27 protein-coding genes are annotated in these 24907 nt (G+C 38.2%); 13 read left to right on the top strand and 14 right to left on the bottom strand.

What is annotated here, in order from left to right; genetic code table 11:
• Nucleotides 1-228: 228 nt before the first annotated feature.
• On the bottom strand, nucleotides 229-1500 hold the full coding sequence (locus ACK1I8_RS10215; RefSeq protein ID WP_412469223.1) for a M16 family metallopeptidase: 1272 nt from the start codon (nucleotides 1498-1500) through the stop codon (nucleotides 229-231).
• A complete protein-coding gene (locus tag ACK1I8_RS10220) occupies nucleotides 1493-2737 on the bottom strand; it encodes a M16 family metallopeptidase (RefSeq protein WP_412469224.1) in 1245 nt (414 codons plus the stop codon). The genes ACK1I8_RS10215 and ACK1I8_RS10220 overlap by 8 nt, the downstream gene beginning before the upstream one ends.
• A gap of 170 nt (nucleotides 2738-2907) precedes the next feature.
• Between ACK1I8_RS10220 and ACK1I8_RS10225 the strand changes: the two genes are divergently transcribed.
• From ACK1I8_RS10225 to ACK1I8_RS10235, 3 genes are all read left to right on the top strand, one after another.
• Entirely contained in the window at nucleotides 2908-3537 is a 630-nt protein-coding gene (locus ACK1I8_RS10225; protein ID WP_412469225.1) for a hypothetical protein, read from the top strand.
• 1 nt (nucleotide 3538) lies between these two features.
• On the top strand, nucleotides 3539-4156 hold the full coding sequence (locus tag ACK1I8_RS10230) for a hypothetical protein (protein WP_412469226.1): 618 nt from the start codon (nucleotides 3539-3541) through the stop codon (nucleotides 4154-4156).
• 63 nt (nucleotides 4157-4219) lie between these two features.
• Nucleotides 4220-5344 carry a CofH family radical SAM protein gene (locus ACK1I8_RS10235; protein WP_412469227.1) on the top strand — a complete coding sequence of 375 codons (1125 nt, stop codon included), beginning with the start codon at nucleotides 4220-4222 and terminating at the stop codon, nucleotides 5342-5344.
• 502 nt (nucleotides 5345-5846) lie between these two features.
• Here ACK1I8_RS10235 and ACK1I8_RS10240 read toward each other — a convergent pair.
• Together ACK1I8_RS10240 and ACK1I8_RS10245 are read right to left on the bottom strand one after the other, a co-directional pair.
• Nucleotides 5847-6719 (bottom strand): ferritin-like domain-containing protein, encoded by an 873-nt coding sequence (locus tag ACK1I8_RS10240; RefSeq protein ID WP_412469228.1) that lies wholly within the window; start codon nucleotides 6717-6719, stop codon nucleotides 5847-5849.
• Between the two features lie 18 nt (nucleotides 6720-6737).
• Entirely contained in the window at nucleotides 6738-7472 is a 735-nt protein-coding gene (locus tag ACK1I8_RS10245; RefSeq protein ID WP_412469229.1) for a ferritin-like domain-containing protein, read from the bottom strand.
• A gap of 125 nt (nucleotides 7473-7597) precedes the next feature.
• On the opposite strand from ACK1I8_RS10245, the gene ACK1I8_RS10250 reads away from it, so the two are divergent.
• The 5 genes from ACK1I8_RS10250 (at nucleotide 7598) to ACK1I8_RS10270 (ending at nucleotide 13665) form a co-directional block, all read left to right on the top strand.
• Nucleotides 7598-8383 (top strand): LytR/AlgR family response regulator transcription factor, encoded by a 786-nt coding sequence (locus ACK1I8_RS10250; RefSeq protein WP_412469230.1) that lies wholly within the window; start codon nucleotides 7598-7600, stop codon nucleotides 8381-8383.
• Between the two features lie 67 nt (nucleotides 8384-8450).
• Nucleotides 8451-11381, top strand: a complete 2931-nt coding sequence (locus tag ACK1I8_RS10255) for a two-component regulator propeller domain-containing protein (protein ID WP_412469231.1) — start codon at nucleotides 8451-8453, stop codon at nucleotides 11379-11381.
• A 247-nt stretch (nucleotides 11382-11628) separates the two neighbouring features.
• Nucleotides 11629-12195, top strand: coding sequence for an SMC-Scp complex subunit ScpB (scpB, locus tag ACK1I8_RS10260; protein WP_412469232.1), 567 nt, complete (start codon nucleotides 11629-11631; stop codon nucleotides 12193-12195).
• Nucleotides 12196-12282: 87 nt separating this feature from the next.
• Entirely contained in the window at nucleotides 12283-12474 is a 192-nt protein-coding gene (locus ACK1I8_RS10265; RefSeq protein ID WP_293789114.1) for a hypothetical protein, read from the top strand.
• Between the two features lie 72 nt (nucleotides 12475-12546).
• Nucleotides 12547-13665, top strand: a complete 1119-nt coding sequence (locus ACK1I8_RS10270; RefSeq protein WP_412469233.1) for a GNAT family N-acetyltransferase — start codon at nucleotides 12547-12549, stop codon at nucleotides 13663-13665.
• 222 nt (nucleotides 13666-13887) lie between these two features.
• Here the strand turns inward: ACK1I8_RS10270 and ACK1I8_RS10275 are convergent, their stop codons facing one another.
• From ACK1I8_RS10275 to ACK1I8_RS10310, 8 genes are all read right to left on the bottom strand, one after another.
• Complete coding sequence (locus ACK1I8_RS10275; protein ID WP_412469234.1) at nucleotides 13888-14820, bottom strand: EamA family transporter; 933 nt, start codon at nucleotides 14818-14820, stop codon at nucleotides 13888-13890.
• A 4-nt stretch (nucleotides 14821-14824) separates the two neighbouring features.
• Nucleotides 14825-15304 carry an Lrp/AsnC family transcriptional regulator gene (locus tag ACK1I8_RS10280; protein WP_412469235.1) on the bottom strand — a complete coding sequence of 160 codons (480 nt, stop codon included), beginning with the start codon at nucleotides 15302-15304 and terminating at the stop codon, nucleotides 14825-14827.
• Between the two features lie 119 nt (nucleotides 15305-15423).
• Nucleotides 15424-15750, bottom strand: coding sequence for a helix-turn-helix domain-containing protein (locus ACK1I8_RS10285; protein WP_412469236.1), 327 nt, complete (start codon nucleotides 15748-15750; stop codon nucleotides 15424-15426).
• A gap of 113 nt (nucleotides 15751-15863) precedes the next feature.
• A complete protein-coding gene (locus tag ACK1I8_RS10290; RefSeq protein WP_412469237.1) occupies nucleotides 15864-17216 on the bottom strand; it encodes a UDP-N-acetylmuramate--L-alanine ligase in 1353 nt (450 codons plus the stop codon).
• A gap of 141 nt (nucleotides 17217-17357) precedes the next feature.
• Nucleotides 17358-18200, bottom strand: a complete 843-nt coding sequence (gene prmA / locus ACK1I8_RS10295; protein WP_412469238.1) for a 50S ribosomal protein L11 methyltransferase — start codon at nucleotides 18198-18200, stop codon at nucleotides 17358-17360.
• The gene (gene tpiA / locus ACK1I8_RS10300; protein ID WP_412469239.1) at nucleotides 18201-18962 is read right to left on the bottom strand and encodes a triose-phosphate isomerase; all 762 of its coding nucleotides are present in this window, start codon (nucleotides 18960-18962) and stop codon (nucleotides 18201-18203) included.
• A 47-nt stretch (nucleotides 18963-19009) separates the two neighbouring features.
• Nucleotides 19010-20176 (bottom strand): putative sugar nucleotidyl transferase, encoded by a 1167-nt coding sequence (locus ACK1I8_RS10305; RefSeq protein WP_412469240.1) that lies wholly within the window; start codon nucleotides 20174-20176, stop codon nucleotides 19010-19012.
• A gap of 72 nt (nucleotides 20177-20248) precedes the next feature.
• Nucleotides 20249-20497, bottom strand: a complete 249-nt coding sequence (locus ACK1I8_RS10310; RefSeq protein WP_010601831.1) for a type B 50S ribosomal protein L31 — start codon at nucleotides 20495-20497, stop codon at nucleotides 20249-20251.
• A gap of 285 nt (nucleotides 20498-20782) precedes the next feature.
• Here ACK1I8_RS10310 and ACK1I8_RS10315 point away from each other — a divergent pair, with 285 nt between their 5' ends.
• Together ACK1I8_RS10315 and ACK1I8_RS10320 are read left to right on the top strand one after the other, a co-directional pair.
• Entirely contained in the window at nucleotides 20783-20950 is a 168-nt protein-coding gene (locus ACK1I8_RS10315) for a hypothetical protein (RefSeq protein WP_412469241.1), read from the top strand.
• A gap of 8 nt (nucleotides 20951-20958) precedes the next feature.
• Complete coding sequence (locus ACK1I8_RS10320) at nucleotides 20959-21657, top strand: hypothetical protein (protein ID WP_412469242.1); 699 nt, start codon at nucleotides 20959-20961, stop codon at nucleotides 21655-21657.
• Here the strand turns inward: ACK1I8_RS10320 and ACK1I8_RS10325 are convergent.
• Nucleotides 21654-21938: a hypothetical protein gene (locus ACK1I8_RS10325; RefSeq protein WP_412469243.1), complete on the bottom strand. Its 285-nt coding sequence runs from the start codon at nucleotides 21936-21938 to the stop codon at nucleotides 21654-21656. The genes ACK1I8_RS10320 and ACK1I8_RS10325 overlap by 4 nt on opposite strands.
• A 288-nt stretch (nucleotides 21939-22226) precedes the next feature.
• Complete coding sequence (mce, locus tag ACK1I8_RS10330) at nucleotides 22227-22634, bottom strand: methylmalonyl-CoA epimerase (protein WP_412469244.1); 408 nt, start codon at nucleotides 22632-22634, stop codon at nucleotides 22227-22229.
• Nucleotides 22635-22751: 117 nt separating this feature from the next.
• Between mce and ACK1I8_RS10335 the strand changes: the two genes are divergently transcribed.
• The 3 genes from ACK1I8_RS10335 (at nucleotide 22752) to ACK1I8_RS10345 (ending at nucleotide 24904) form a co-directional block, all read left to right on the top strand.
• Nucleotides 22752-23963 carry an IscS subfamily cysteine desulfurase gene (locus ACK1I8_RS10335; protein WP_412469245.1) on the top strand — a complete coding sequence of 404 codons (1212 nt, stop codon included), beginning with the start codon at nucleotides 22752-22754 and terminating at the stop codon, nucleotides 23961-23963.
• 115 nt (nucleotides 23964-24078) lie between these two features.
• The gene (iscU, locus tag ACK1I8_RS10340) at nucleotides 24079-24492 is read left to right on the top strand and encodes a Fe-S cluster assembly scaffold IscU (RefSeq protein ID WP_039476200.1); all 414 of its coding nucleotides are present in this window, start codon (nucleotides 24079-24081) and stop codon (nucleotides 24490-24492) included.
• A gap of 85 nt (nucleotides 24493-24577) precedes the next feature.
• Nucleotides 24578-24904, top strand: a complete 327-nt coding sequence (locus tag ACK1I8_RS10345) for a HesB/IscA family protein (protein WP_090987437.1) — start codon at nucleotides 24578-24580, stop codon at nucleotides 24902-24904.
• Nucleotides 24905-24907 lie beyond the last annotated feature (3 nt).

Consider the following 24907-nt stretch of genomic DNA (forward strand, 5'->3'; position numbering starts at 1 on the left):
CCGAGTTTAATTTATTTCATAAAAACAGTATGGATAACACTATGATTTATGATTTTAAAGAATTGACAGGTTGCGATGAATCGTCATTCCCACTGGATCGGATGGGAATCTTAATGTTATTACGTTAAGATTCCCGACTGCGCAGAAATGACGATTACGCTTATGAACTGGCACGATAGCGAAACGATGCTTTAATCGATATGATGAATAGCGGGAGGGAAATATGCCTTACTTCTTCCCGATCACTACTTCTGTAAAATTTTCTGTAGTCAGGTATTTATTGGCCAATACCAATAACTCTTCGGCAGTGATGGTCCTTACCTTTTCGATATATTTGGTGTAATAACCATAATCCAGTCCCGCAAAATAGATGTTCTTAAATTTATCTGCATGCGAAAAAACATTCTCCAAACTACCTAACATCGATCCCAGCATGTAGTTCCTAACCAGATCCAGCTCTTCTGCTCCTACAGGTTCGTTTTTAAGCAGCTCGATTTCTTTGTAAATTTCTGTCAGCGCAGCCGAACATACATCAGCACCAACCTCTGTAGCAATAAAAAGATAACCGGCCTGCTGCAGCGAAGAAATACCAGAACCTATTCCGTAGGTATACCCTTTATCTTCGCGGATGTTGTTCATTAAACGCGAACCAAAATATCCTCCTAAAATTGTATTCAGGATCTGAAGTCCGGAAAAATCCTCATGTTTACGGTTAATCGCCAATTGGCCAATACGGATAGCTGATTGTAAGGCATCTGGTTTTTCCGTATACACCACCTTTTTTTCAGTCGCCTTAAAACTGAAACTATTCTTTACCGCTTCACTTTTTTCCCAATTGCGGCCAAAAAAATCATTTAACAGATCAAATCCCGCATCATCAAACTTACCTGATATCACTATAGTGCAATTATTCGGAGCATAAGCAGCCTTGAAATAATCAAGCAGATCTTCGCGCTTTAAGGCATCATAATGTTCGGCTTTGATATTTACGCCGTAAGCAGTATCGCCAAACAAAGCATGGGCAAATTCCTTTCTCGACAGGATATCATTTTTCTTCAGGTTAACCTGTAGCTTTTGCTTCTGGTTCTGAACATAAATATCAAGTTCATACTGTGGAAACTGACTTTCTGATAAAACATCTTTCACAATAGGTAGTACCGATTGCAAATGTTTATTGAGCGTGTACAACGTTACCGAAGATTGATCCTGCACATATTCTGTTTGAAAAAATGCACCATAGAAATCAATTTGTTCAGCTATTTCTTTTGCTGATCGTTGATTGGTTCCATTGTTTATCAATGCGCTTACCGCGATAGCCTGCAATGGTTTTTCGAGATTCCAGTTTACATTATCAAAAATAAATTCGATTCGTACCAAATCCTGTTCTCCGGAATAAATGGTGTAAACAGGTACACCATTATCCAATATTTTTTTTTCCGGTTGGATAAAATTTATAATAGATACCTGCTTAAAATCAGGTGCCTGTTGTCTGTTAAGCATTTTCTTCGGTTAAGTAATATAAAGTAGATGATGAATTAGGATTAAAAGTTTCGTTGGATATTCTTTTGATATCTTCTGCCGCTACTTTTAAAAACGCTTCGGTTTCACGGTTCAATATGGCTGCATCGCCCAACAGCTCATAGTAGGCCAGGTTCATGGCTTTATCCAGCAGGTTCATCTCAGAAAAAACAAGTACAGATTCTACCTTATTTTTCACTTTTGTTAATTCAGTTTCAGAAACCAGTTCGGTTTTTAATTTTTCAAGTTCGTCCCAAATTGCTTTTTCTGCTGCCTCAATGGTTACACCTTCCACCAATTTACCCTCAATAATAAACAAACCCGGATCCAAACTGCTCGAAATGTAGGCATTGATATCGCTAAAAAGTTGTTGTTCTTTTAACAGGCTATTGTAAAGCCGTGAAGACTGCCCGCGTGATAAAATGTCAGACAGTAAATCAAAGGCATAATAATCCTCACTTAACCGTCCGGGCATTTTAAAAGCCATGTAAATTGCATTTAAGGGAACTTTAGCCTTAACTGTTTCTTTTCTAGGTTCGGTTTGTGGATCCTCCTGAATTAAATTGCGGTTGTATTTCTCACCTGCAGGGATCGGTTCGAACCATTTTTCGGCCAGTTTTTTTACATCAGCTGTTTTCACATTTCCACCAACAACCAAAATTGCATTTTGTGGCGTATAATGTTTCTTAAAAAATGATTTCACATCATCCATCGTTGCGTTTTCGATGTGCGAGAGTTCTTTCCCTATGGTTGCCCAACGGTAAGCATGTTTTTTATAAGCCAAAGGACGTAATTTTAACCAAACATCACCATAAGGCTGATTAAGATAACGCTGTTTAAATTCCTCACTTACCACATTCCGCTGGGTATCCAGGCTCTTTTCGGAAAATGCCAGGCTCAGCATCCGATCGCTCTCCAGCCAAAAGGCCGTTTCGATATTCTCTGCCGGCAACGTAATGTAGTAATTGGTAATGTCATTACTCGTAAAAGCGTTATTTTCTCCTCCTACCCGTTGCAAAGGCTCATCGTAACTTGGAATATTTACCGACCCTCCGAACATAAGATGTTCGAATAAATGTGCGAAACCCGTTTTTTCAGGATCTTCATCACGCGCACCTACATCATATAAAATATTTAAAACTGCCATAGGGGTTGTAGCATCTTCATGCACCAAAACTTTTAACCCATTGGCCAGTGTAAAACGATTAAAATCTACCATAAGTGACAAAGATAATCGAATTGTTGAATTGCTAAATTGTTTAATCAATTTAATCCGGTGAACTGATTATTATTTATTTTTTATCTTTTAAAAAAGGTCGCAAAACTAATTTGTAATTTTTTTATTACCTGTAATTATATAATTTTATAAAAAATTTAAACCAAAAAAATATGCTCACCTATGCTGTAATATCACTAGTTTTAGTAGCAACAAGTCTTTTTTTACTCAATTTTAGACGAGAAAGTAACTGGCGTAAAAACAATAATGATACATTTAGTTTTATTATCTCGCTAATTTCCACTTTTACCGGATTATTTATTGCCCTGGCAGTAAATACTTTTTTAGATAATATCGACAAAAAGAACAACTTGATTAAGCTGCTGAATACAACTAATTTAGCGATAGAAAACTGCCAGATGAAAACAAAGGGAATGTATTTAAATACATCGAATTCTGGATTGAACTTAACTGAAACCTTAAAGAAAACACCTGTAGAACTGCCTAAGTTATATCCACAACTGACAACCAATAGTTTGGTTAATGACTACTTTACACCAAATGCTTTTCAGGCTTATATTGTCTGTATAGATAACATGGAAACCTTTGTCAAAAACCTTAACAATACCGAACAGAATAACAATGGAACGAAAATTGAGATTCTTAACCGGTATTTGAAGTATTTAGAATTTGCTAAAAGCATTAACAATTTAGAGATTGAAAGACTTGGTGGAAACATCACAGAAGAGCAGGAAACCAGTTCTTTAAAGAAAATAGTTGACCAATTTACTACATCGAAATAATATGAAAAATATAATTATAATCTGTTTATTATCCTTATGCTTGGCAGCCTGCAATACAGCCACAAAAAAAGAAGAAAAAATTGACTTTACTAAATCTTATGAAACTGCGGCCCTTGCACTTACCGATGCCCAGTTAAATTATGATGCTGCAGTAGCAAGTAAGGATACTGTAAGAATAGCTGCTGCAAAAATCCAGTTAGAAACTGCCAAAACAAATTATTTAAACAGTAAAACCTATTATACTGCAAATGGAGGCATCGTAAAAGCAGAAGATGATCAACTGCTTGCCAAAGCCAATACTTCTTTAGGTAAACCAGCTAAAGATACGACCACTGTGGCCGCTGCAGCCGAGAAATTTATAGATAGTACCAAAGTTAATGCTGATAAAAAAGCGAAACAGGTTATAGGCGCAATCGCAACCGGTGAGAACAAGGTTAAACAGGTTTCAGATGCAGTTGCTGCTGGTCAAAACACCGTTAGAAATAATGTTGTAAAGGCCAATGAAAGCTTAAAAAAAGTTAATGATAGCACCAAAAAACGTTTAGAAGAAATCAAAAAGCAGGGAAATGATCTGCTAAACCTATTTAAACGCAAGGCTGATACCACCAAAAATAATTAACCCTGCACTGTTTTTTTATAAAACTGTGATTATAGTGATACTTATTTGGAGTATTTTTGCTTCATGAATACAGCCGATTTACTGCAACGGGCGCTACATTTTGATTTTTTAACGCAAGAGGAAGGTGTACACTTATATCATCACGCCGATACTGCATCTTTAATGTTTGTAGCCAATGAGCTAAGAAAAATCCAAGTGCCCAGCGGCAAAGTAACCTGGCAGATCGACCGTAATGTAAACACCACCAATGTTTGTATTGCAAACTGTAAATTTTGCAATTTCTTCCGCAGGCCTGGCCACGAGGAAAGTTACATTACCGACATTGAGACCTATAAGGTTAAAATTGAAGAAACTTTCCGCTTAGGGGGAGATCAGCTATTATTGCAGGGTGGTCACCATCCTGATCTGGGCCTGGCTTTTTACGCCGATCTATTCAAAAAGTTAAAAGAATTATATCCTGATTTAAAACTTCATGCCTTAGGGCCGCCGGAAATTGCCCACGTAGCCAAGCTGGAAGGCCTAACGCACACGGAAGTATTAAAAACGCTGAAAGAAGCCGGAATGGACTCTTTACCAGGTGCTGGTGCCGAAATATTAAATGACCGTGTTAGGCGTTTAATTTCTAAGGGTAAATGTGGCGGACAAGAGTGGCTTGACGTAATGCGTGCCTGTCACCAGTTGGATATTACCACCTCTGCCACCATGATGTTCGGCCATGTGGAAACCATTGAGGAGCGTTTTGAACATTTGGTATGGATCCGTCAGGTGCAGAGCGAAAAACCAGCCGATGCAAATGGATTTTTAGCCTTTATTCCATGGCCGTTCCAGGACGATGGTACTTTATTAAAACGGCTCCGGGGAATCAGTAATAACGTAACTGCTGATGAATACATCCGGATGATTGCTCTAAGCCGCATCATGTTACCAAACATCAAAAACATCCAGGCCAGTTGGTTAACCGTTGGTAAAACGACTGCCCAGTTGTGCCTGCATGCCGGAGCAAATGATTTTGGATCGATCATGATTGAAGAAAACGTCGTATCAGCAGCCGGTGCACCACACCGTTTTACAGCCAGGGGTATCCAACAATCCATCAGAGCTGCTGGCTTTGAGCCACAGTTACGCGGACAAAAATACAATTACAGGGATTTGCCAGAACATTTGGAAGAGCAGGTAATTACTTATTAAAAAACGCAAAGGGTAAGATGGAGAATGGACGATGGAAAAGATAAATGCCTGTTATTGATAATTAATAGCAACCTGAATTTCGATAATTATTTGTTAAAAATAGTACTTCAACGCCGATTGATTTCGCTCTATTTGTCATGCTGAATTTATTTTACAAGTAGATATGATGTTTTCAATTGCCTTGTAGCAACTTCGTGGTCAGCATCTTTTTAGCATGAAAGACCCTGAAATGAATTCAGGGTGGCGACTCTGGATTGAAAATATCCTACAGGAGCCATTTAAAACCGGATCTTTAATCGAACTCAGGTTAGTAACAGATTACTTGGAGTAAATTTCTAATTCCATAATCTTGTAAGAATGCCAGATAGTTCCCTTTTTCCCGATCTTAAAATCTTATAATCCTAAAAATCCTGACAAAAAAGAGGGAAGTAAAACCAAAGTTCTACCTCCCCCTACCTTAAACGAAACATTACCTAATGAATAATGTCAGTATTCTGGATGATTATGATAACTTTTTACCCGGCTGTAAAAACAGGTTGGCAATGGTTACCACACTAGCCTTATCTAAAGGCTCATCAAAGCTTTCTACAGCAGCTGCTTTGGTGATACCTGAGAAACCACCAATCCCAACAATATTTGCACCTGCTTGTACAGTTAAATCTTCACCGGCATAAACAGCATCAACGGCTGCTACACCTGAATCGTTTGCCTGTCCGGAAGCACCAAGACTTACCCAAGGTTTATAAACGGCAGAACCTGCAGCAGTACGCATTTGACGGATATGCGAAGCGTGACGTGCTTCAACCGAGTGGATCTGAAGTGCAGTTTGTAATACACCAGGAGCAGCCATTAAATTGCCGGCCTGGCCCTTGTATGCCCTAACGCCCGTATCTTCAAAACCCTGTGCTACAGCCAAGAAGGTATTATAATCAGTATATACTGTAGCAAATGCACCACCTGCTCTAAAATCGGTATCCGCATAGGCAATCGGTGTACGTGCCGAACTTCCCAAAGCGCCTACCAATAAATCTACGTGTGCTTTTTCGTGATCACGAATGGTAGTAATTGCTGTTTTAGCTGCTGCTGTTGGGTAAGTGAAAGTAACATCAGTACCTAACAACGCATGATTGTAAAAATGATATTCTAAATATTCCAATGCCAAAGCGAAGTTAAGTACATCCGCAACGCCTGATGGTAAAGTCGATTGTCCGTATGCTTTTTGAAACATAGAACCCAAAGCCAGTGGCATAGCAGCCAGAGAGATTTTTTTGCCGATATTGAAAAAGCTTTTCATGGCAGCTCTTCTCGGGTTTAAACGCTCATAAACCTCAGCATCAACTTTTTCAATTTCTTCTAATATATTTACGATATTCATGATTTCTAGTTTAAAGTTTTAAAGATTGATTACATTAATTTTGGTTTTGATGTATTTAGAAGCCACAGCCAAAACCTTATCCGGTGTTAAGGCTGCATCTAATCCACCTGCATTATTGGCACCCAATGAGGCAAGGCTGTTAAGATCTGCAAATGATCCATTTGAGATGATATCACGTACATAGGCCGCGTGGCGGGCTTCAACTGAAACAATTTTACCTGCCAACAATAAAAAAGTGCCGTTTTTAAGTCTTGATCCTGCACCATTGTACGCAGCAACACCTAAATCTTCAAAAGCCATCGCGGTGGCTAAAACGCTTGCTTCACTGGTAAAATCAATTGATGAAAAATCTACTTCTAAACTTCCAATTGCAGCGGTTCCTAAAGCAGCTTTAAAAAACTCTCTGTGCGCGATCTCATGAAACTGAATATCCTGGAAATACGCTTTTTTTGCAGCAGCATTTGTTCCTGTAAATTGAGTATTGCTGTTCGCAACCTTAATGTAAAATGCCGCCTCCAATTGCTCTAGAGCATAAGCATAATTTAATACCCCGAAATCATCTTTAAAATCAAGTGTTGCACCATTCATTGTTGGGTTACCGTAGTTGCGGTCTTTACTACAGCCAGCAGCTACCAAAGCCATACCTGCAGCACCTGCACCTGCATACTGAAGAAAAGATCTTCTGCCCACAGTTTTGTCAAACAAACTTTTCTCCTGAAGCTCGCTTTTTGTTTCTAGTTCATTGTTTTTCATAGTTATCTATGTTTTAGTGGTTTTGAATACGTTTGATGATACATACGTGACAATTTGATTACTGGTTTTTTCAATTTGCATTTTTTTTTGTAAGACCATTTTAATACATTCACCAACCTATAGCTATGACTACATTAAAGGCCATTATTGTTGATGATGAGGAGTTTGCACGATCTTCATTGTTTTTTTTGTTGCAGCAGAACTGTACACAGGTAGAGATTACCGGTATTGCAAGATCTGTGGCAGAGGCGAAAGATATTTTGGCCCATCATCCTATTGACCTGATCTTTTTGGATATTGCCATGCCCGGAGGAAATGGCTTTGAATTGATTCCTGATGCACAAAAACACCATGCCGCCGTCATATTTACAACAGCCTACGATCAATATGCGCTGAAAGCGATAAAGGCTAATGCACTGGATTACCTTTTAAAACCGATTGATATTGATGAACTTAAAACAGCGGTAGATAAGGTTTCGCAACACATCAGATTATTTAAAAGCCAGAACGAAAATGATGAAAGAATCAATAACCTGGCTTCCAGCTTAAGTTCGAGATCAGAGATTAAGAAACTTACCCTTCCTTACGGGCAGGGTTTCAAAATGATTGATATTGATGATATCATTTACATTGAAGCTGATAGTAATTATTCTATTGTACACCTAAACAATCACGAAAAAATTACCGTTTCTAAAGTCTTAAGGGAATTTGAAGAACTCTTGCCAACTGATCAGTTTGTCAGAATCCACAAATCAAACATCATTAACCTTAACCATTTAAAAGAATATAATTCTAAAAACGGTTTACAGGTTTTCCTGAAAAATGGCGAAAGCATCAATATTTCAAGAAGAAGGGCAAGCGATTTTTTTGAAAAAATAAAGTTATTTACTAAAGCCAGCAGTGATCATTAATCAGCAGATAAGAGTGCAAGCATTAGCGCAAAACGCTGTTCTGAAGCGCAGTTTCAGCCATACCCTTATGGCCTTTTTATTTTTGCTGCTGGGTTTTGGTGCGCCTCAAAAACTTTTTTCGCAAACCACTTACCTCCCCCATTATAATACTAAAAACGGGCTTGCCAGCAATAACTGTTATTACATTTTACAGGATAAAAAAGGTTTTATATGGATCGCAACCGATAATGGACTGAGCCGTTTTGACGGTACAAACTTCCAAAATTTCACCATTGAAGATGGCCTGCCCGATACCCAGATCCTTCAGATGAAAGAAGATGCGGCGGGCCGGCTGTGGTTTTTTGCACTAAACGGTCAGCTGAGCTATTTAAAAGAAGGCAAATTTTACAACCAGAGCAACGACGAACTGTTAAAAAAGCTCAACTTCAATACCGTAATTGTTTCCTTTTTAATCGATAAATCAGGTCGGATCTGGCTCGGAACAAATTCCAACCTGATTGTATGCTGGGATGGAAAAAAAATCAAAAAATATATTTCGCCAAATCAAAAAGATAAATTCATCAATGCCTTTATCCATGAAGATGAGCGAGGTAATATATTTGCATACAGCGATTTAAGTGTACAGCAGTTTAATGGAAAAACTTTTTCCATGATCAGATCAAAGGTGCAGCCACTCTCTTATATGACTGCTGCAAATAGCAGCCACAGATCCTTATTTTACCTCGATAGTGAAGGGTTAAAACAATACAGGCATGGAAGCATTAATGATCTTATTCGCATTCCGCAAAACCTGATCAAAAACATGTCGGGATATTTTTATTACGATGTTACCGCGAAAGCGGTTTGGTTATCTAACGCTAATGGAGCCTTTGCACTTGATAAAAGTGGAAAAACAGTACAATATCTCCAGGATATTCCGGTTAACCAGGTCATTAAAGATAATAACCAGAATATGTGGTTTGCCACCAATCAGGGCATATACATGCTGCCCAATGCGAATAACCGTTTATCAATTATTGATGCGGAATCCGGCCTGAGCAGCAATGTAATTAAAAGCATCACCAAAGACGGGAAAAACAGACTATGGCTGGGTACTGATGATGCGGTTATTGACGTACTGACTATCAATAATTTTCAGGTTGAAGAAATTGGATTGGATGATTTTAAAAAGTACAAAACCATTAAACAGATTACTTTCAACCCAAAAGACCAATCTATATATTTCGCATCCGATTATGGAATGGGTGTTTTCAATAATATCTACAACGGCAATGATGATGTAAGTTATTTAAGGGAGTCTAATAACTCAATGTTTGTCATTAAACACTTCAGCGTAAGCGAAAATAACAATCATCTTGCCTTAGCCCTATCCTCGGGTGTTGTTTTCTTATCAGACAGAAGAAAGAAATTCGAATTTAACGCGGCAAAATACCGCGAAAAAGAAGATTTTTTTAAAGACCGATCTTATCATGTTTTTTATGATCGCGATGGCAATTTGTGGTTTTCAAATGTTAACGGACTTTCTCAATTTTCGAAAGGTAAACTGGTTAAACACTATGAAAATCATCCCCTGCTGACCAAAAGGATAAACGATATTCAACAGCTTGCTGATGGCACATTGATTCTGGCTACTGATGGCTATGGCTTAATATTTTATAAGAATAATCAGATTACCCGGCAGATCACCCAAAAAGATGGCTTGACCAATAATATCTGCACCAAAATATTCATCAAAAACAATGAGATATGGGTACTCACCAATAAAGGCGTCAACAAGATAGCCAATTATCCGAACGAACTTAACGTAGCCAATTTCGATTACGGAAAAGACCTTTTAAGTGACGATATCAACAGTTTATATATTGATGACAGCACGGCTTATTTTGCGACAAACAAAGGCCTGATTTTGTTTAAATACAACAATAAAAACATTGTTAAAAACCTGCCGAAGGTGTATGTTACTTCTATTATTAAAGATAACGAACGTTTACCTGTTGACCAGGATAATTTTACTTTCGAAACGGGTAACAATACTATACTTTTTACCTTTAGTGCGGTAGATTTTACCACCAGTGATATTACCTACCGTTACCGCTTAAATGAAAATTCAGCCTGGATAGAAACCCGTACCAGGCGTTTGGATTTTTCTTCACTCCAATCAGGCGATTATGTGTTTGAAGTAAGTGCAAAAAGCCAAAATGGTATTTGGGGTGAACCGGCAAAAATTGCCTTTACCATTAAAAAGCACTTTTGGCAAAGCCTATGGTTTTTGTCCATTTTAATCTTACTTGTGGCTTATATTTTTTACAAGGTAGCTGCTTATATCACCCGCAAGCAAAAAGATAAGGAGCAAGCGCAACTGTTGTTAAAAAACAAAGTATTGATGTTAGAACAACAAGCGCTGCAGGCCATGATGAATCCCCATTTTGTGTTTAATGTGATGAACTCCATCCAACATTATATTAACACGCAAAATACGGCTTCGGCTAATAAAGTTTTAACGGGATTTGCCAGATTGATCAGAAAAAACCTGGAAATCTGTACCAAAAGTTATATCTCATTGGAAGAAGAATTAGAATACCTAAACCTCTACCTGAAATTGGAAAAGAACCGTTTTGGCGATAAATTAGACTATATTTTTAATGTGGATGATGATATCGACAGAGAAGAAACATTTATCCCATCTATGTTGTTGCAGCCCTATGTTGAAAATGCCATATGGCATGGCATTATGCCAAAAGAGACTGGCGGTAAAATCCTGATTAACATTAAATTAATGGATGAATTCTATCTTAACATCGAAATTATTGACGATGGGATTGGAATAGACAATTCTTTGAAAGATAAAAAAGAAACACATATTAGTAAGGGCATGCAATTGACCAAAGAAAGGTTACATCTTTTAGGTCAGATTGGAGCAAAACCTATACACTTAGAGGTAAGACAAAACACGACAAACGGTACAACCGTATCTATTTCCATACCGTTAAACAGATAATTTACCGTTTACTCAATTATTAATACCACTTACTAAATAGAATCTTGGTCGAACCCGATTTAGCCTTAAACTTGTGTTAGAAATAAACGATAGTGTTTATCAAAGACGTTCTTATAGAATTGATATAGATATTTAATAACCTAACCTAAAACTATATCTTAATTCAGGTTTCATTTGTGTGTTGAAAGCGGTCTTGTTTTTTAAAAGCGAGACCGCTTTTTTTATGCCAAAAATTTTATTTTTGTATATGCCCAATCATAATATCACCACACACATCGAGGCCCTTATATTCTCTTCCAGCCAGAGCATCAGCACGTCAGAAATTATACTTGCCCTAAATACAGTTTTTAATGAAGAATTTACAGAGGCACAGGTTTTCGAAAGTATAGAGCAGATCAGGGAAAAATATAGCCACGATGATTTGGTAATCGAATTGGTTTTTTTAAACAATGGTTATCAGTTTTTAACCAAAAAGGATTACCATGAAACGGTTAACCAACTGCAGTTACATCGCTCCAAAAAAAAATTAAGCCAGGCGGCGATGGAAACGCTTGCCATTATCGCCTACCGCCAGCCCATTACTAAATTGGAAATTGAACAGATAAGAGGAGTAAACTCCGATTATTCGGTACAACGCCTGCTGGAGAAAGAGCTGATCAGTATTGATGGAAAAGCGGAAACTCCGGGCCGGCCTATCCTCTATAGCACCAGCACATCATTTATGGATTATTTTGGTTTAAATAGCCTAAACCAGCTTCCACAGTTAAAAGATATCGTTAAAGAAGAAAATTCTGTAGGAGAAAATGTAGAGTAAATAAATTAATTTATTTATTCACAGATTGTTATTAAAAAAAGTTTTTTTGTATTTTTAAACTATAAAAGCAATTTTTATTTTTGTGTTATGACAGCGCCAAAGAAACTCCCAACTAAACCGACTGCCAAAAAACAGGTAGACGAAGATGATGATTTTGAAGATGACGATATTCAAACAACAAAAAAGAAGCCTCAGGATGATGACGATGATGATTTTGACATGCCGTTAGATGATCTTGACAACTTCGACAATTTTGACGATGACGACGACGATTATTAACATTTAAAAAACATATATTTGAAAAAGCATCCGCCCGCTTGGTAGGATGCTTTTTAATTTTAACATCTGCCCATGCAAATAATACCCGTAAGCAATTCATCATTAAAAAAAGACTTTCTAAATACCCCAAAAATCTTATATAAAAACGATAAAAACTGGATCTGTCCTCTGGATAGTGAAATTGAAAATGTCTTTGATCCTAAAAAAAACACCTTTTTTACACACGGTAAATGTACTCGCTGGGTATTAAAGGACGATGAAGGAAAACTAATTGGACGAGTAGCGGCTTTTATAAATGAGAAAAAAGCATATCATTATGACCAACCAACAGGTGGCATGGGTTTTTTTGAATGTATTGATGATGAGAAGGCTGCCTTTCTGTTATTCGATACGGCCAAAAACTGGCTAACCGAAAACGGCATGAAAGCGATGGATGGTCCGATTAATTTTGGCGAAAATGATAGTTTCTGGGGCCTGTTGGTTGAAGGCTTCACGCCCCCGTCGTTTGGCATGAACTATAACTTCCCCTATTATCATAAATTTTTTGAGCAATATGGTTTTGTTACCGAGTATGAGCAGTTAACCAACCATATCAACCTGACCATCCCCTTTCCGGAGCGTTTTACCAAAATTGCGAACTGGGTAAGGAATAAGCCAGGTTATACCTTCGAATATTTCAGCAAGGCCAATTCCAGCAAATACATTAATGATTTAATGGAAATTTACAATGATGGATGGCAAAATTTTGAAAACTTCGTCCCTATCAAAAAGGAAACCCTCGAAGAGAGTTTTAAAAGTATGGAACCCATTATGGATGAACACCTGATTCAGTTTGCTTACTTTAACGGCGAACCTGCATCATTTGTCGTACTGATTCCTGATGCAAACCAAATGATAAAAGGGTTTAACGGGAAACTGGGTTTAATTGAAAAATTAAAGTTTGCTTACCGCCGCTGGGTGGGCGTTACCCGAATGAGGGCGATTGTAATGGGAACCAAACCTAAATTCCAAAAACATGGTTTAGAATCGGTACTGTTTATCCGCCTAGGCGAATATGTATTGCCTAAAAACCAATATAAGGAGCTCGAATTAAGCTGGGTAGGCGATTTTAACGAACAAATGATCGCGATACATAAAGCTACAGGTGCAACTTTTGGCAAAAAGCATTTAACCATGCGAAAAGTTTTTTAAGTTTTTGTCACCATTTCGATCGGATTATATTGATTTATAATCGTAAGCGAAATGGAGAAATGCTACGGTACGCTAATATTTCAACCTGCCAAGGTTCGTGTCTCCACGAACCTTTTTTGTCATGGATCCAGTAAAATATGGAGTAACCAAATTTCACCTTTTTAAATCAGCAGATTTCTCCATTCTGCTGCGCTGTAGTTGAAATGACATTCGAATAAATAATCATTTTACACTTCCATACTTCGGCAAATTAATCAATAGTACACTGCCTAAAATTATTACTAATCCAACCGCTTGGGTTAAGCCAATCACTTCATTGGTAAATATTAAACTCAACAATACCGCAACAACAGGATTTACATAAGCATAAGTACTCACCTGTGTGGCCGGACGTACTTTCAGCAACCACACATAGGCACTAAACCCTGCAATGGAACCAAACAAAATCAGGTAAATAATAGATAGCCAGGCATCCAGCGATATGCCGGCCCAATCCAATAATTTAAATTCTGATTTCCATAATGCACCCGGTAAAAAAGACAAACTCGCCATTAACATCTGCCAGCCTGTATTTACCGAAACCGAACTCTGTGTGGTAGGATTATATTTTGAATAAAGGGATCCTCCGGCCCAGGCAACCGGCCCAAACACCAGCAATATCATCCCCAAAATCTGCAGGTTACTTTGCGGTTTATCCAGTGCTTGCCTGATCTGATTACCAAACAAGAGCACCACACCTAAAAATCCGATAACCAAGCCCGAAACGATATATTTATTGCTCAGATTTTCTTTCCAGTGCGATTTGTCTAATATTACAAACCATATTGCAGCCGAAGCGACCAAGATAGCTACTAAACCACTTGGAATAAACTGCTCTACCCAAATGACGATTCCATTCCCCAGGCCCAGCATTAAGATACCACTTACGGTAGCAATTTTTATTGTTTTTTTATTGAAAATCGCCTCTCCTTTTATTTTGCACCAACCTAACATTAAAATTCCTGCGATGGAGAAACGGACCGTACCTAAAATAAACGGAGGAAAACCAGCCAATGCTTTCTGAATAAAAAAATAAGTTGAACCCCATACCATATATACAATGGCAAATGCCAGGTAAACCATTACCGGCGGTGCTGTTTTATTTAAATCTGCCATCTTTTTATTTTTCAGGGATGACCAATTGCTGCTGTTCCTTTACTGTTTCTAACACAATGGTAGTCTTTACGGATAAAATATTGGGAACCTTGCTAAATTCATCGCGCAGCAAAGCCATTAAAGTTGCTGAATCAGTTGTTCTCACTTTCACCAGGAAACAATCATCGCCAGCAATGACGTGTACTTCCTGCACATCCGGAATTTTCGCCAGCTCGCTTGCGGTATCATTACAACTAAAACTCTGTGATGATTTCATGGAGATAAAAGCCAGTAATTTTAAATCGACCGCAACAGGGTTTACCTTCGCATGATACCCGGTAATCACATTCTTCTTTTCGAGTTTTTTTACACGTTCCAGTACTGCTGACGGAACGAGATCCAATGCCTTCGCTAAATCTACGTTTGAGATCCGGGCATTATCCTGCATAAGTCTGATTATCGCCAGATCGATGTGATCCAGATTAAAATTATTTTCAGCTATCATTCTTCAAAGCTATAGATATTAAGAATATAATTCAAAATATTTAATTAAAAATGAATTTTATTCTATAAAACAGCTTTTTAAATGACAACAAACCGGTTCGACACACAATATACCAAATCTTACAGTCCAAGTTTATCGTACAGGTCGATTACTTTTTTTCTGAGTTTATTAATTTCTTCTTCCTTTTCGATCAGCTCTTTTTTAAGTGCAGTCAGCTCTTTCGAGAAGCCAGATTCTGATACCGCCGGCTGTCCCGTAATTAACTGTATTACCGGAACCTTAAATATTTTAGAAATCTGCAGTAAACGGGAAATATTGAGATCGGTTTGACCGGTTTCGATTTTGCAGAAAGCCGGAGTAGAAATATTCAATTTTTTAGCTGCATCAGCCTGACTTAACCCCAAGGCCAGTCTGCTTTGTTTAATATGATCTGCGATGCTCTTCATTTGATTAGTTATGAGATACTAGATATGAAATATCAGCCATCAACAGGGATTTGGAATACCAGAAATGTGAGATTTGAGCGTTCAAATTCTGCTCAAATCTCATATCTCTAATCTCACTTTTCTAAAGCTGCTGCCAGTTCAGGCAGATCGAAACCTGCATAATTACCAGAACTCATCATCAATAGATTGGTATCCTGGTAATGCAAACTCAACAGATAAGCTTTCAATTTAACTGCATCGTTAAAAAATTTCAGTTTTGGATTGGCGAAAGCCTGTTGCACATCATCTTCAGAAAAAGGCTCCATGCGTTTTTGTTCGAAAGATTTAATATCGATAAACACAATGGCCTCGTCGGCTTTATCCATGGCACCTGTATATTCTTTTAAAAAATCTTTGTTTAAACTGCTAAAGGTATGCAGTTCGATGCAAGCAACCAATTTGCGGTCGGTAAACTGCGCTTTAACTGCATCAATAGTTGCTTTTAATTTAGATGGCGAATGTGCAAAATCTTTGTAAACATTCGTCGATTCATCAGCAGAAATGACTTCTAAACGCTTGGCTGCCCCTTCAAATGAAGCAATGGCAGCATCAAATTCTTTTTCCATGATCCCTAATTGCTTACAAACTAATTTGGCGGCATTCAGGTTCATCAGGTTATGATCGCCGAAGATTTTTAAAGCCGTTTCTTCAGGCAGCAGGTAAGTTATTCCGTTTCTGATTTCATGTTCGGGAATGGCGTAACCGATCTTCGTCACACCAGCTTTTGAACGGGATACCATTTCATTCAGATCAGCATCCGCTTTACAATAAATCAATACGCCCTTTGGTTCAATGGTACCGATGAATTTATCAAACTGCAGGGTATAATCGGCATAGGTTGGAAACACGTTGATGTGATCCCAGGCAATGCCGCTAACTACGGCAACATTGGCTTTATACAAATGAAATTTCGGCCTTCTATCAATTGGAGATGATAAATATTCGTCTCCTTCGATAATTATTACAGGCGCGTCTTCTGTAACCTTTACCATGGTTTCGAAACCTGCCAATTGCGCGCCAACCAAATAATCGAAATTACGGTTATAATAATTAAGCACGTGCAAAATCATACTGGTGATGGTTGTTTTACCATGACTTCCACCAATTACTACGCGCAGTTTATTTTTACTCTGCTCGTAAATATATTCAGGATAAGAATAGATTTTAACGCCGAGTTCCTGGGCTTTCAATAACTCCGGATTATCGATACGGGCATGCATACCCAGAATTACCGCATCTAAATCACCTGAAATGCGATTTTCATCCCAGCCCATTTCAGTTGGCAATAAACCATATTTATCCAAACGTGATTTTGCAGGTTCAAAGATCACATCATCGGAACCTGAAATCTGGTAACCTTTTTTATGTAGGGCGATGGCCAGGTTATGCATGGCACTCCCACCGATCGCGATAAAATGTATACGCATATTTTTTTATTTTAGGTGTGAGACAGGAGATATAAGATTGGACACATTAGAGATGAGATGCTTTATTGAGAATGCTATTGCAGACACAACATTTGAAATATGGAAACTATTCCCTAAACCTCACACCCTCCATTTTAAACCTTAAACCTTTTTCTCGAACTGTGCTGCTACCCAATCACCATTCTGTTTATGATCAACGTATTTTATTCCATATTTGGCGCACTCAGCAGTAATCATTCCTAAATCAGGATCTAAATAGAAACCACTGAAGAAAATTTTCCCTCCGTCTTTTAAAACATCCGCATAACGATGGATCTGATCTAAAAGGATGTTCCGGTTAATGTTGGCAAAAATCACATCGTATTCGTCATCAGGAATGACTTCCTTACTGCCACAAAGTGCCGTTAAATTATCCACATGATTAAGCTCAGCATTTTCTACCGTGCTTTCGTAACAGATATCGTCATAATCAATGGCCATTAAACTTTTAGCACCGAGTTTTGCAGCCAGGATAGCTAAAATCCCGGTTCCACAGCCCATATCCAGAATATTTTTATCCTTTAAATCGGCGGCTAAAATATATTGCATCATCATGGTAGTTGTTTGATGATGACCAGTGCCGAAAGACATTTTAGGATCAATTACAATCTCGTAAGGATATGATGGTTGTGGCTCATGAAAGGTTGCCCTTACATAACACACATCATCAATAATCAACGGACTAAAATTCTTTTCCCATTCAGCATTCCAGTTTTCGTCGGCAACATCCCCTAAAATATATTTTGTTGCAAATTCTTCACTGTAATTGCTCAATAAATTCTTTAATTCCTGCTCGTTAAAATTATCCTTAATCACGAAAGCCGTAAAACCACCCTCACTATCTTCAAAAGTATCGAAACCTAGGTCAGCAAGATCGCTAATCAGCAGATCCTGTTGGTAATCCTCGATACCTTTGAAAGTAAATATTGCTTTTATGTATTGCATCTAGCTGTTTAATGCTTTAATAATATCTGTAAAATCGCGTGATTTTAACGATGCACCACCAATCAGGCCACCATCAATATCTTTTTGTGCGAATAAGCTTGCTGCATTGCCTGGGTTACAGCTACCCCCATATAAAATGGTCGTATCGTCAGCCACATTGAAACCATAATTGGCTTCAATTTCACTGCGGATAAAAGCATGGATATCCTGTGCCTGTTCCGGTGAAGCAGTGAGCCCTGTTCCGATAGCCCAAACCGGTTCGTAAGCGATCACAATTTTTTTAAAATCTTCTTCAGTTAAACTAAAAATACCCCCTGCCAATTGTTTTTTCAGCACTTCATAATAGCTGCCGTTGTTACGCTCGTCCAAGGTTTCGCCTATACAGAAAATCGGAGTCAAGTTATTGGCTAAAGCAATTTTAGTTTTTTCAGCCAATAAAGCATCGCTTTCAGCAAAATATTGCCTGCGTTCTGAATGGCCCAAAATCACATATTCTGCACCAACAGATTTCACCATCTTAGCCGAAGTTTCGCCGGTATAAGCCCCACTTTCCTTATCGCTGATATTTTGAGCGCCAATTTTAACATCGTTACCACCCAATTTTGCCAAGCTGTTTAAATGAATAAATGGCGAGCAAATAATGGCCAGCTGATCGCCCTTGCGTTCATCTTTAACCATATTTACAATTTCGCTGAACAACGAAACACCTTCATTATAATCTAAATTCATTTTCCAGTTACCGGCAACAATCTTTTTTCTCATTTTGTATTATTTAATGGTTGGTTGATCTTTTAAGATCAGGTTTTATATTAAAATCGCCTATACGATTCGGTTAATTCAAATACTTTAGTCAAGATGCTTTTTTCTGCCTCATTAAAAGCCACATCTTTTCTTGCAAATACCTTTTCAGTTGTTTCGAACATTTTATGCAATTTATAGGTATCGAAACCAGCGGCACCACCCCAGCTAAAATCGGCGATGTGGTTTGGAGGAAAGCCAGCTCCAAAAACATTGGCCCCAACCCCTACTACGCTACCGGTATTAAACATCGTATTAATGCCAGCTTTAGCATGGTCGGCCATGATCAGACCACAGAACTGCAGACAGGTATTGCGCATTTTCCGATTTTCGTAATCGTAGAGTTTTACTTCTGCATAATTATTTTTTAAATTCGAATTGTTGGTATCGGCACCGATATTACACCACTCACCCATTACCGAATTGCCCAGATACCCTTCATGGCCTTTGGCCGAATTACCCCAGATTACGGCATTGTTAATTTCACCACCGGCGCGACTATTTGGACCAATGGTGGTGCCCGAATATATCTTAGCGCCCATTTTTATGGATGAATTTTCGCAAAGTGCAAAAGATCCCCTGATTAAAGAACCTTCCCAAACTTCTGCATTTTTACCGATGTAAATTGGCCCATAAGTACTATTAAACACGCAGCATTCGGCCTTTGCACCTTCCTCCATGAAAATATCGTCGCCTAGCAACTGATTGGTACTACTTAGTTTTCCAGAGCTGCGTCCTTCGGTTAACAGTTTAAAATCTTTTCTGATCTCTGTCGGGTTATTTCCAAAAATATGCTCCGGATAAACAATCCGGGTAAAATCTCCGGGGTATTCAATCCGTTTTAACAACCTGATGGCTTCAGGATCGTGCTGATCGGAAATGTAAGCTACAACAATATTATTTTTATGAAGTGCTTCACCTGCTTTAAGGCCCGAAATTGCTTGAAGTAAGGCTTCATCAGGACAAACAGCGCCGTTTATACATAAATCGGCATTGGGTTTTGGTGCAAATTTTATGGAAAGGTAATCCTGGGTATGAAAACCAAAATCGGCTTTTAAATATTTTGCCCATTTTTCGGCAATGGTTAAAATACCAATCCGTAAATCGGCCACAGGTCTGGTAAACGTAAGCGGACGCAAAGACATCCAGGAAGCATCATCAAATAAATTGATTGTCATAAGCAGCAAAAATAAAAAAAGTCCCGATGCTTTTGGCAAAGGGACTTCAAAAAATGCTTTTTGTTGCTAAAATTATTTCTTAGCGTAACGGTTTTTGAACTTATCGATACGTCCTGCTGTATCAACCAATTTCATTTTACCAGTATAAAAAGGGTGTGAAGTGTGAGAAATCTCTAATTTATAAAGCGGATACTCATTACCATCTTCCCATTTAATTGTTTCTTTAGTATCTACACAAGATTTTGTTAAGAAAGCATATTCGTTAGACATGTCTTTAAAAACAACTGGTCTGTAGCTTGATGGGTGCAAATCTTTTTTCATTTGAATATTATTTTTAGTTATTTGTGTGAAAGCATCAAGAACATTTTTGCAATTTGCTGGCAACAACGCTTATGACATTTCCTATTAGTCTTTCTACCTCTATTTTAGAGGATGCAAATATCCTAATTTTATTTTTGATTTACAAGCCTAAATAAAGAATTTTAAATTATATGTTTTTTCTGCCTGCGGAAGAGTTAAACGTATCAGCAACCACATGGCAGATTAAACTTTTTTAAGCTGAATATTGTTTTTCAGATATTTAAAAATTATACATAAATTTGGTATATGAGAAAACATGGCGAATTAGACGGCATCATCCATGCCAATAGCAGCGGAAAGCTCTATATTAAAAGTCCTGATTTTTTTGCACAGCCAAGAGTAATTCAAATGGTGGGTGCATTAATGCAATCGAATATCTTTAAAAAGATTGAAAAGGATAAAAACAAGAAATAGCCTTATAGATGCCTTTTAACCTACTTTTATTCCCTCTTGTAGGCGGCTATTATATATTAATCAGGTTTAGGTATTTACGCTACGTGCAATACCGGCTCGAAAGTCAGCGTATTTTGTTAAATGCTGCTTTTGCAGGCATCTTATTACTTGGTGCATGTTTTATATTAAGGGCAATTTTTATTGCCATCTGGCCGGAAACGGTCGGACACCTTAGCAGATTACTGCCCATCCACACGCCTTATTTCGGCACCACAAGTCTGTCATTATTTGTTGCAGTTGCGGCCACAGAAATCGCCAATCTATTTATCAACCGCCTTAAAGCCATTAAAAGAGCGATAGCAACTTCAGGAAATGAGTTTGAATTGCTATTAAGTTCGTCTTTTTTTGATGCCCATCTTTTACAGTTTACCATGGATAGCGGCAAATTCTACATTGGATGGGTAAAAGAGCTGCCAAAACCATTTACCACCAGTTATATCCGCATTACCCCTGCCTTTAGCGGTTACCGCAAGGCTGATGATAAAGAACTGGTTTTTACCACGCAATATTTAACCGTTTATGCCAGTTATATTGAGGACGGCTCAGTAGCAAATACCGATGAACTGAAAACCGATCTCGTGCTGAAAGCAGACAAGATCAACTCGGTTTCATTTTTCGATATGGATATGTATAACCGCTTCAATCCGGCACAGGAAGAGGCAAATTAATCTTTCTTCGGACTATATTTTTTCCAGGTTTCTATTTTGGCTGTCTGGCGGGCAATATAAGCGTCAGCAATCACTTCAGCTGAACCGGAGCCTTCAACCGTCTCCAGCAATTCCTTTAATTTATACTGATCCACATCAGCTTTATATAAAATCTGGATTAGCTTGGGAAAATCGTTATCGATGAGATAAGCAAAAGCATCAACCAATACAGCGCGCAACCGACTTTCAGAAAGTTGATTGGGTATATCGAAATCTTTGCTGATGATGCTGATTAATGACATGTAATACGATTTTTGGGATGATAGATTTTATGATCAAGTTTTTAAGGAAAAATAATTTAGGCGATTTGCAAAAGCCAAGAACCACTATCCAAAGTTAAATAAACCTGATGGAAATGGCAGCGTCCGACTGCAATGAGGACCTAAAATGTACAGCAGGGCTACAGACCCCGATGAAGTACGGAACCCTTCGTTTTCAAACACGCTGAAATAAATCCGATAATTAACTATCGGATCAGGGCGACGAATGCGTGTACATCACCCATCTTACATCCTTCCATTTTACATCCCCTACACCCATTTAATCTCCTGGCAGATTTCGATCAGCACGCCGGTGGTATCTTTTGGATGCACAAAACACACCATTTTATTATCTGCTCCTTTTTTGGGCGATTCGCTAAGCAGTACATACCCTTCCTGGTGAAGCCTTTCCATTTCGGCCAGAATATCATCAACCAGGAAAGCAATATGATGAATGCCTTCTCCTTTTTTTTCGATAAATTTCGCAATTGCACTGTCCGGAGCGGTAGCCTGAAGCAACTCTACCTTGTTCTCGCCGGTTTTAAAAAAAGCGGTATTGACCAATTCGGACGCCACCTGTTCCGTTTTATAACAATCGGTATTAAGCAGTTTTTCGTAAATGGCAATGGAACGGTTGAGATCTTTTACCGCGATACCGATGTGTTCTATCTTTTTCATAGGATATAAGGTTATGTTAATGTAAAAATGCAGCTTTTCTCTATAAGCTCATAGCTATTATTTATAATTGTTAAATAAGTTTTTTCGTATCTTTGTAGTATAATTAACAGAATAGAGATGAAACAGCCGATATATTTAGATAATAATGCTACCACACCGTTAGATCCACGTGTGCTGGAAGCCATGCTACCTTACTTTACCGAAAAATTTGGAAACGCCGCAAGCCGTAACCATGCTTTTGGATGGGTGGCTGAAGAGGGTGTAGATTACGCCCGCGAGGAGGTAGCCAAATTAATCGGCTGTACTGAAAAAGAAATTATTTTTACTTCAGGTGCTACCGAAGCCGATAACCTGGCGATTAAAGGTGTATTTGAAATGTACAAAGAAAAAGGTAACCATATTATTACCGCGGTTACTGAACATAAAGCAGTTTTAGATACCTGCAAACACTTAGAAAAAAATGGCGCACGCGTTACTTATTTAGGTGTTAAGGAAGATGGTTTAATTGACTTAGCTGAATTGGAAGCGGCCATGACGCCTGAAACGATTTTAGTTTCAATCATGTATGGCAACAACGAAATCGGCGTTATTCAACCGGTTAAAGAAATTGCGGCCATTGCACATAAACATGGTGCATTATTTATGACCGATGCTACGCAGGCAGTGGGTAAAATCCCTGTTGATGTAAATGCTGATGGTATCGATTTAATGGCTTTCTCTGCACATAAAATGTACGGCCCAAAAGGTGTTGGTGCACTTTATGTACGCCGTAAAAACCCAAGGGTTAAAGTTACTGCACAAATGGATGGTGGTGGCCATGAGCGTGGCATGCGTTCTGGTACGTTAAATGTTCCTGGTATTGTAGGTTTAGGTAAAGCCTGCGAACTTTGCCGTTTGGAAATGGCAACTGAATCCGTTCGTTTAGCTGCTTTACGTGATAAATTAGAGTCTACGTTAAGCAAAATGGAAGAGAGTTATGTTAATGGCAATACTCAACACCGCTTACCGCATGTAGCCAATATTTCTTTTAAATATGTTGAAGGTGAAGGTTTGATGATGGCGATGAGTGATTTGGCGGTATCTTCAGGATCGGCTTGTACTTCAGCTTCTTTAGAACCATCATATGTATTAAAAAGCTTAGGTTTATCTGATGATTTGGCACATTCTTCTATCCGTTACGGTTTAGGAAGATTTACAACTGAAGAAGAAATTGATCAGGCTATTGAAGTAACTCAAAAAGCGGTTAACCACTTAAGAGAACTTTCTCCGCTTTGGGAAATGTTTAAGGAAGGAATCGATTTGAGCAAAATTGAGTGGGCAGAACACTAAGAAAGGTTGAAGGCTGAAAGGTTAAAGCTTGGATGCCTAGCGCCGTACGCAGAACGCCTAGCGCTAAACAAATAATTTAAAAATTGCTCCTTTAGGAGACTAAAAAAATAAAGACATGGCATATTCAGAAAAAGTAATTGATCATTACAATAACCCTCGTAATGTAGGTACTTTAAATAAAGACAGTAAATTTGTAGGCACCGGGTTAGTTGGTGCGCCTGAGTGTGGCGACGTAATGCGCCTACAGATCGAGGTTGGAGAAGATAACGTAATTACCGATGCTAAATTTAAAACGTTTGGTTGCGGTTCTGCTATTGCTTCTTCATCTTTAGCAACAGAATGGTTAAAAGGAAAAACAATTGATGAGGCATTGGCTATCGATAACATGGATATTGTGGAAGAATTGGCTTTACCTCCGGTAAAAATCCATTGCTCCGTTTTGGCAGAAGACGCAATTAAATCTGCTATTAACGATTACCGTGTTAAAAATGGTTTAGAAGCAATTGCGCTGGAAAAATCGCACCACTAATAAAAAGTAATAAGTATTTAGTATCAAGTGTCGAGACGATGATTCGATTTTTTATCTTGATACTCGATATTCAAATCCTAATATTATGATTACGATAACAGATAAAGCAAAAGACAAAATAGAACACTTAATGCAGGATTCGGAAATGGGTTCTGATTACTTTTTACGTGTTTCGGTAAAAGGTGGTGGTTGCTCTGGTTTATCATACAATTTAGATTTCGATAACGAGGAACAAAAAGGGGATCAGTTTTTTGAAGATAAAGGAATTAAAATTGCTTTAGATATGAAATCTTTCCTTTACCTGGCCGGAACTGAACTGGATTTTACGGATGGTTTGAACGGAAAGGGTTTCAATTTTGTAAATCCGAATGCCAGTCGTACCTGCGGCTGTGGAGAGAGTTTCTCCGTATAAATT

Source organism: Pedobacter sp. KLB.chiD, assembly GCF_047040275.1.
Classification (GTDB): domain Bacteria; phylum Bacteroidota; class Bacteroidia; order Sphingobacteriales; family Sphingobacteriaceae; genus Pedobacter.

Coding starts and splice junctions, on each gene's coding strand:
- ACK1I8_RS10215 (WP_412469223.1), bottom strand. CDS start 1,500: ATGCTTAACAGACAACAGGCACCTGATTTTAAGCAGGTATCTATTATA.
- ACK1I8_RS10220 (WP_412469224.1), bottom strand. CDS start 2,737: ATGGTAGATTTTAATCGTTTTACACTGGCCAATGGGTTAAAAGTTTTG.
- ACK1I8_RS10225 (WP_412469225.1), top strand. CDS start 2,908: ATGCTCACCTATGCTGTAATATCACTAGTTTTAGTAGCAACAAGTCTT.
- ACK1I8_RS10230 (WP_412469226.1), top strand. CDS start 3,539: ATGAAAAATATAATTATAATCTGTTTATTATCCTTATGCTTGGCAGCC.
- ACK1I8_RS10235 (WP_412469227.1), top strand. CDS start 4,220: ATGAATACAGCCGATTTACTGCAACGGGCGCTACATTTTGATTTTTTA.
- ACK1I8_RS10240 (WP_412469228.1), bottom strand. CDS start 6,719: ATGAATATCGTAAATATATTAGAAGAAATTGAAAAAGTTGATGCTGAG.
- ACK1I8_RS10245 (WP_412469229.1), bottom strand. CDS start 7,472: ATGAAAAACAATGAACTAGAAACAAAAAGCGAGCTTCAGGAGAAAAGT.
- ACK1I8_RS10250 (WP_412469230.1), top strand. CDS start 7,598: ATGACTACATTAAAGGCCATTATTGTTGATGATGAGGAGTTTGCACGA.
- ACK1I8_RS10255 (WP_412469231.1), top strand. CDS start 8,451: ATGGCCTTTTTATTTTTGCTGCTGGGTTTTGGTGCGCCTCAAAAACTT.
- scpB (WP_412469232.1), top strand. CDS start 11,629: ATGCCCAATCATAATATCACCACACACATCGAGGCCCTTATATTCTCT.
- ACK1I8_RS10265 (WP_293789114.1), top strand. CDS start 12,283: ATGACAGCGCCAAAGAAACTCCCAACTAAACCGACTGCCAAAAAACAG.
- ACK1I8_RS10270 (WP_412469233.1), top strand. CDS start 12,547: ATGCAAATAATACCCGTAAGCAATTCATCATTAAAAAAAGACTTTCTA.
- ACK1I8_RS10275 (WP_412469234.1), bottom strand. CDS start 14,820: ATGGCAGATTTAAATAAAACAGCACCGCCGGTAATGGTTTACCTGGCA.
- ACK1I8_RS10280 (WP_412469235.1), bottom strand. CDS start 15,304: ATGATAGCTGAAAATAATTTTAATCTGGATCACATCGATCTGGCGATA.
- ACK1I8_RS10285 (WP_412469236.1), bottom strand. CDS start 15,750: ATGAAGAGCATCGCAGATCATATTAAACAAAGCAGACTGGCCTTGGGG.
- ACK1I8_RS10290 (WP_412469237.1), bottom strand. CDS start 17,216: ATGCGTATACATTTTATCGCGATCGGTGGGAGTGCCATGCATAACCTG.
- prmA (WP_412469238.1), bottom strand. CDS start 18,200: ATGCAATACATAAAAGCAATATTTACTTTCAAAGGTATCGAGGATTAC.
- tpiA (WP_412469239.1), bottom strand. CDS start 18,962: ATGAGAAAAAAGATTGTTGCCGGTAACTGGAAAATGAATTTAGATTAT.
- ACK1I8_RS10305 (WP_412469240.1), bottom strand. CDS start 20,176: ATGACAATCAATTTATTTGATGATGCTTCCTGGATGTCTTTGCGTCCG.
- ACK1I8_RS10310 (WP_010601831.1), bottom strand. CDS start 20,497: ATGAAAAAAGATTTGCACCCATCAAGCTACAGACCAGTTGTTTTTAAA.
- ACK1I8_RS10315 (WP_412469241.1), top strand. CDS start 20,783: ATGAGAAAACATGGCGAATTAGACGGCATCATCCATGCCAATAGCAGC.
- ACK1I8_RS10320 (WP_412469242.1), top strand. CDS start 20,959: ATGCCTTTTAACCTACTTTTATTCCCTCTTGTAGGCGGCTATTATATA.
- ACK1I8_RS10325 (WP_412469243.1), bottom strand. CDS start 21,938: ATGTCATTAATCAGCATCATCAGCAAAGATTTCGATATACCCAATCAA.
- mce (WP_412469244.1), bottom strand. CDS start 22,634: ATGAAAAAGATAGAACACATCGGTATCGCGGTAAAAGATCTCAACCGT.
- ACK1I8_RS10335 (WP_412469245.1), top strand. CDS start 22,752: ATGAAACAGCCGATATATTTAGATAATAATGCTACCACACCGTTAGAT.
- iscU (WP_039476200.1), top strand. CDS start 24,079: ATGGCATATTCAGAAAAAGTAATTGATCATTACAATAACCCTCGTAAT.
- ACK1I8_RS10345 (WP_090987437.1), top strand. CDS start 24,578: ATGATTACGATAACAGATAAAGCAAAAGACAAAATAGAACACTTAATG.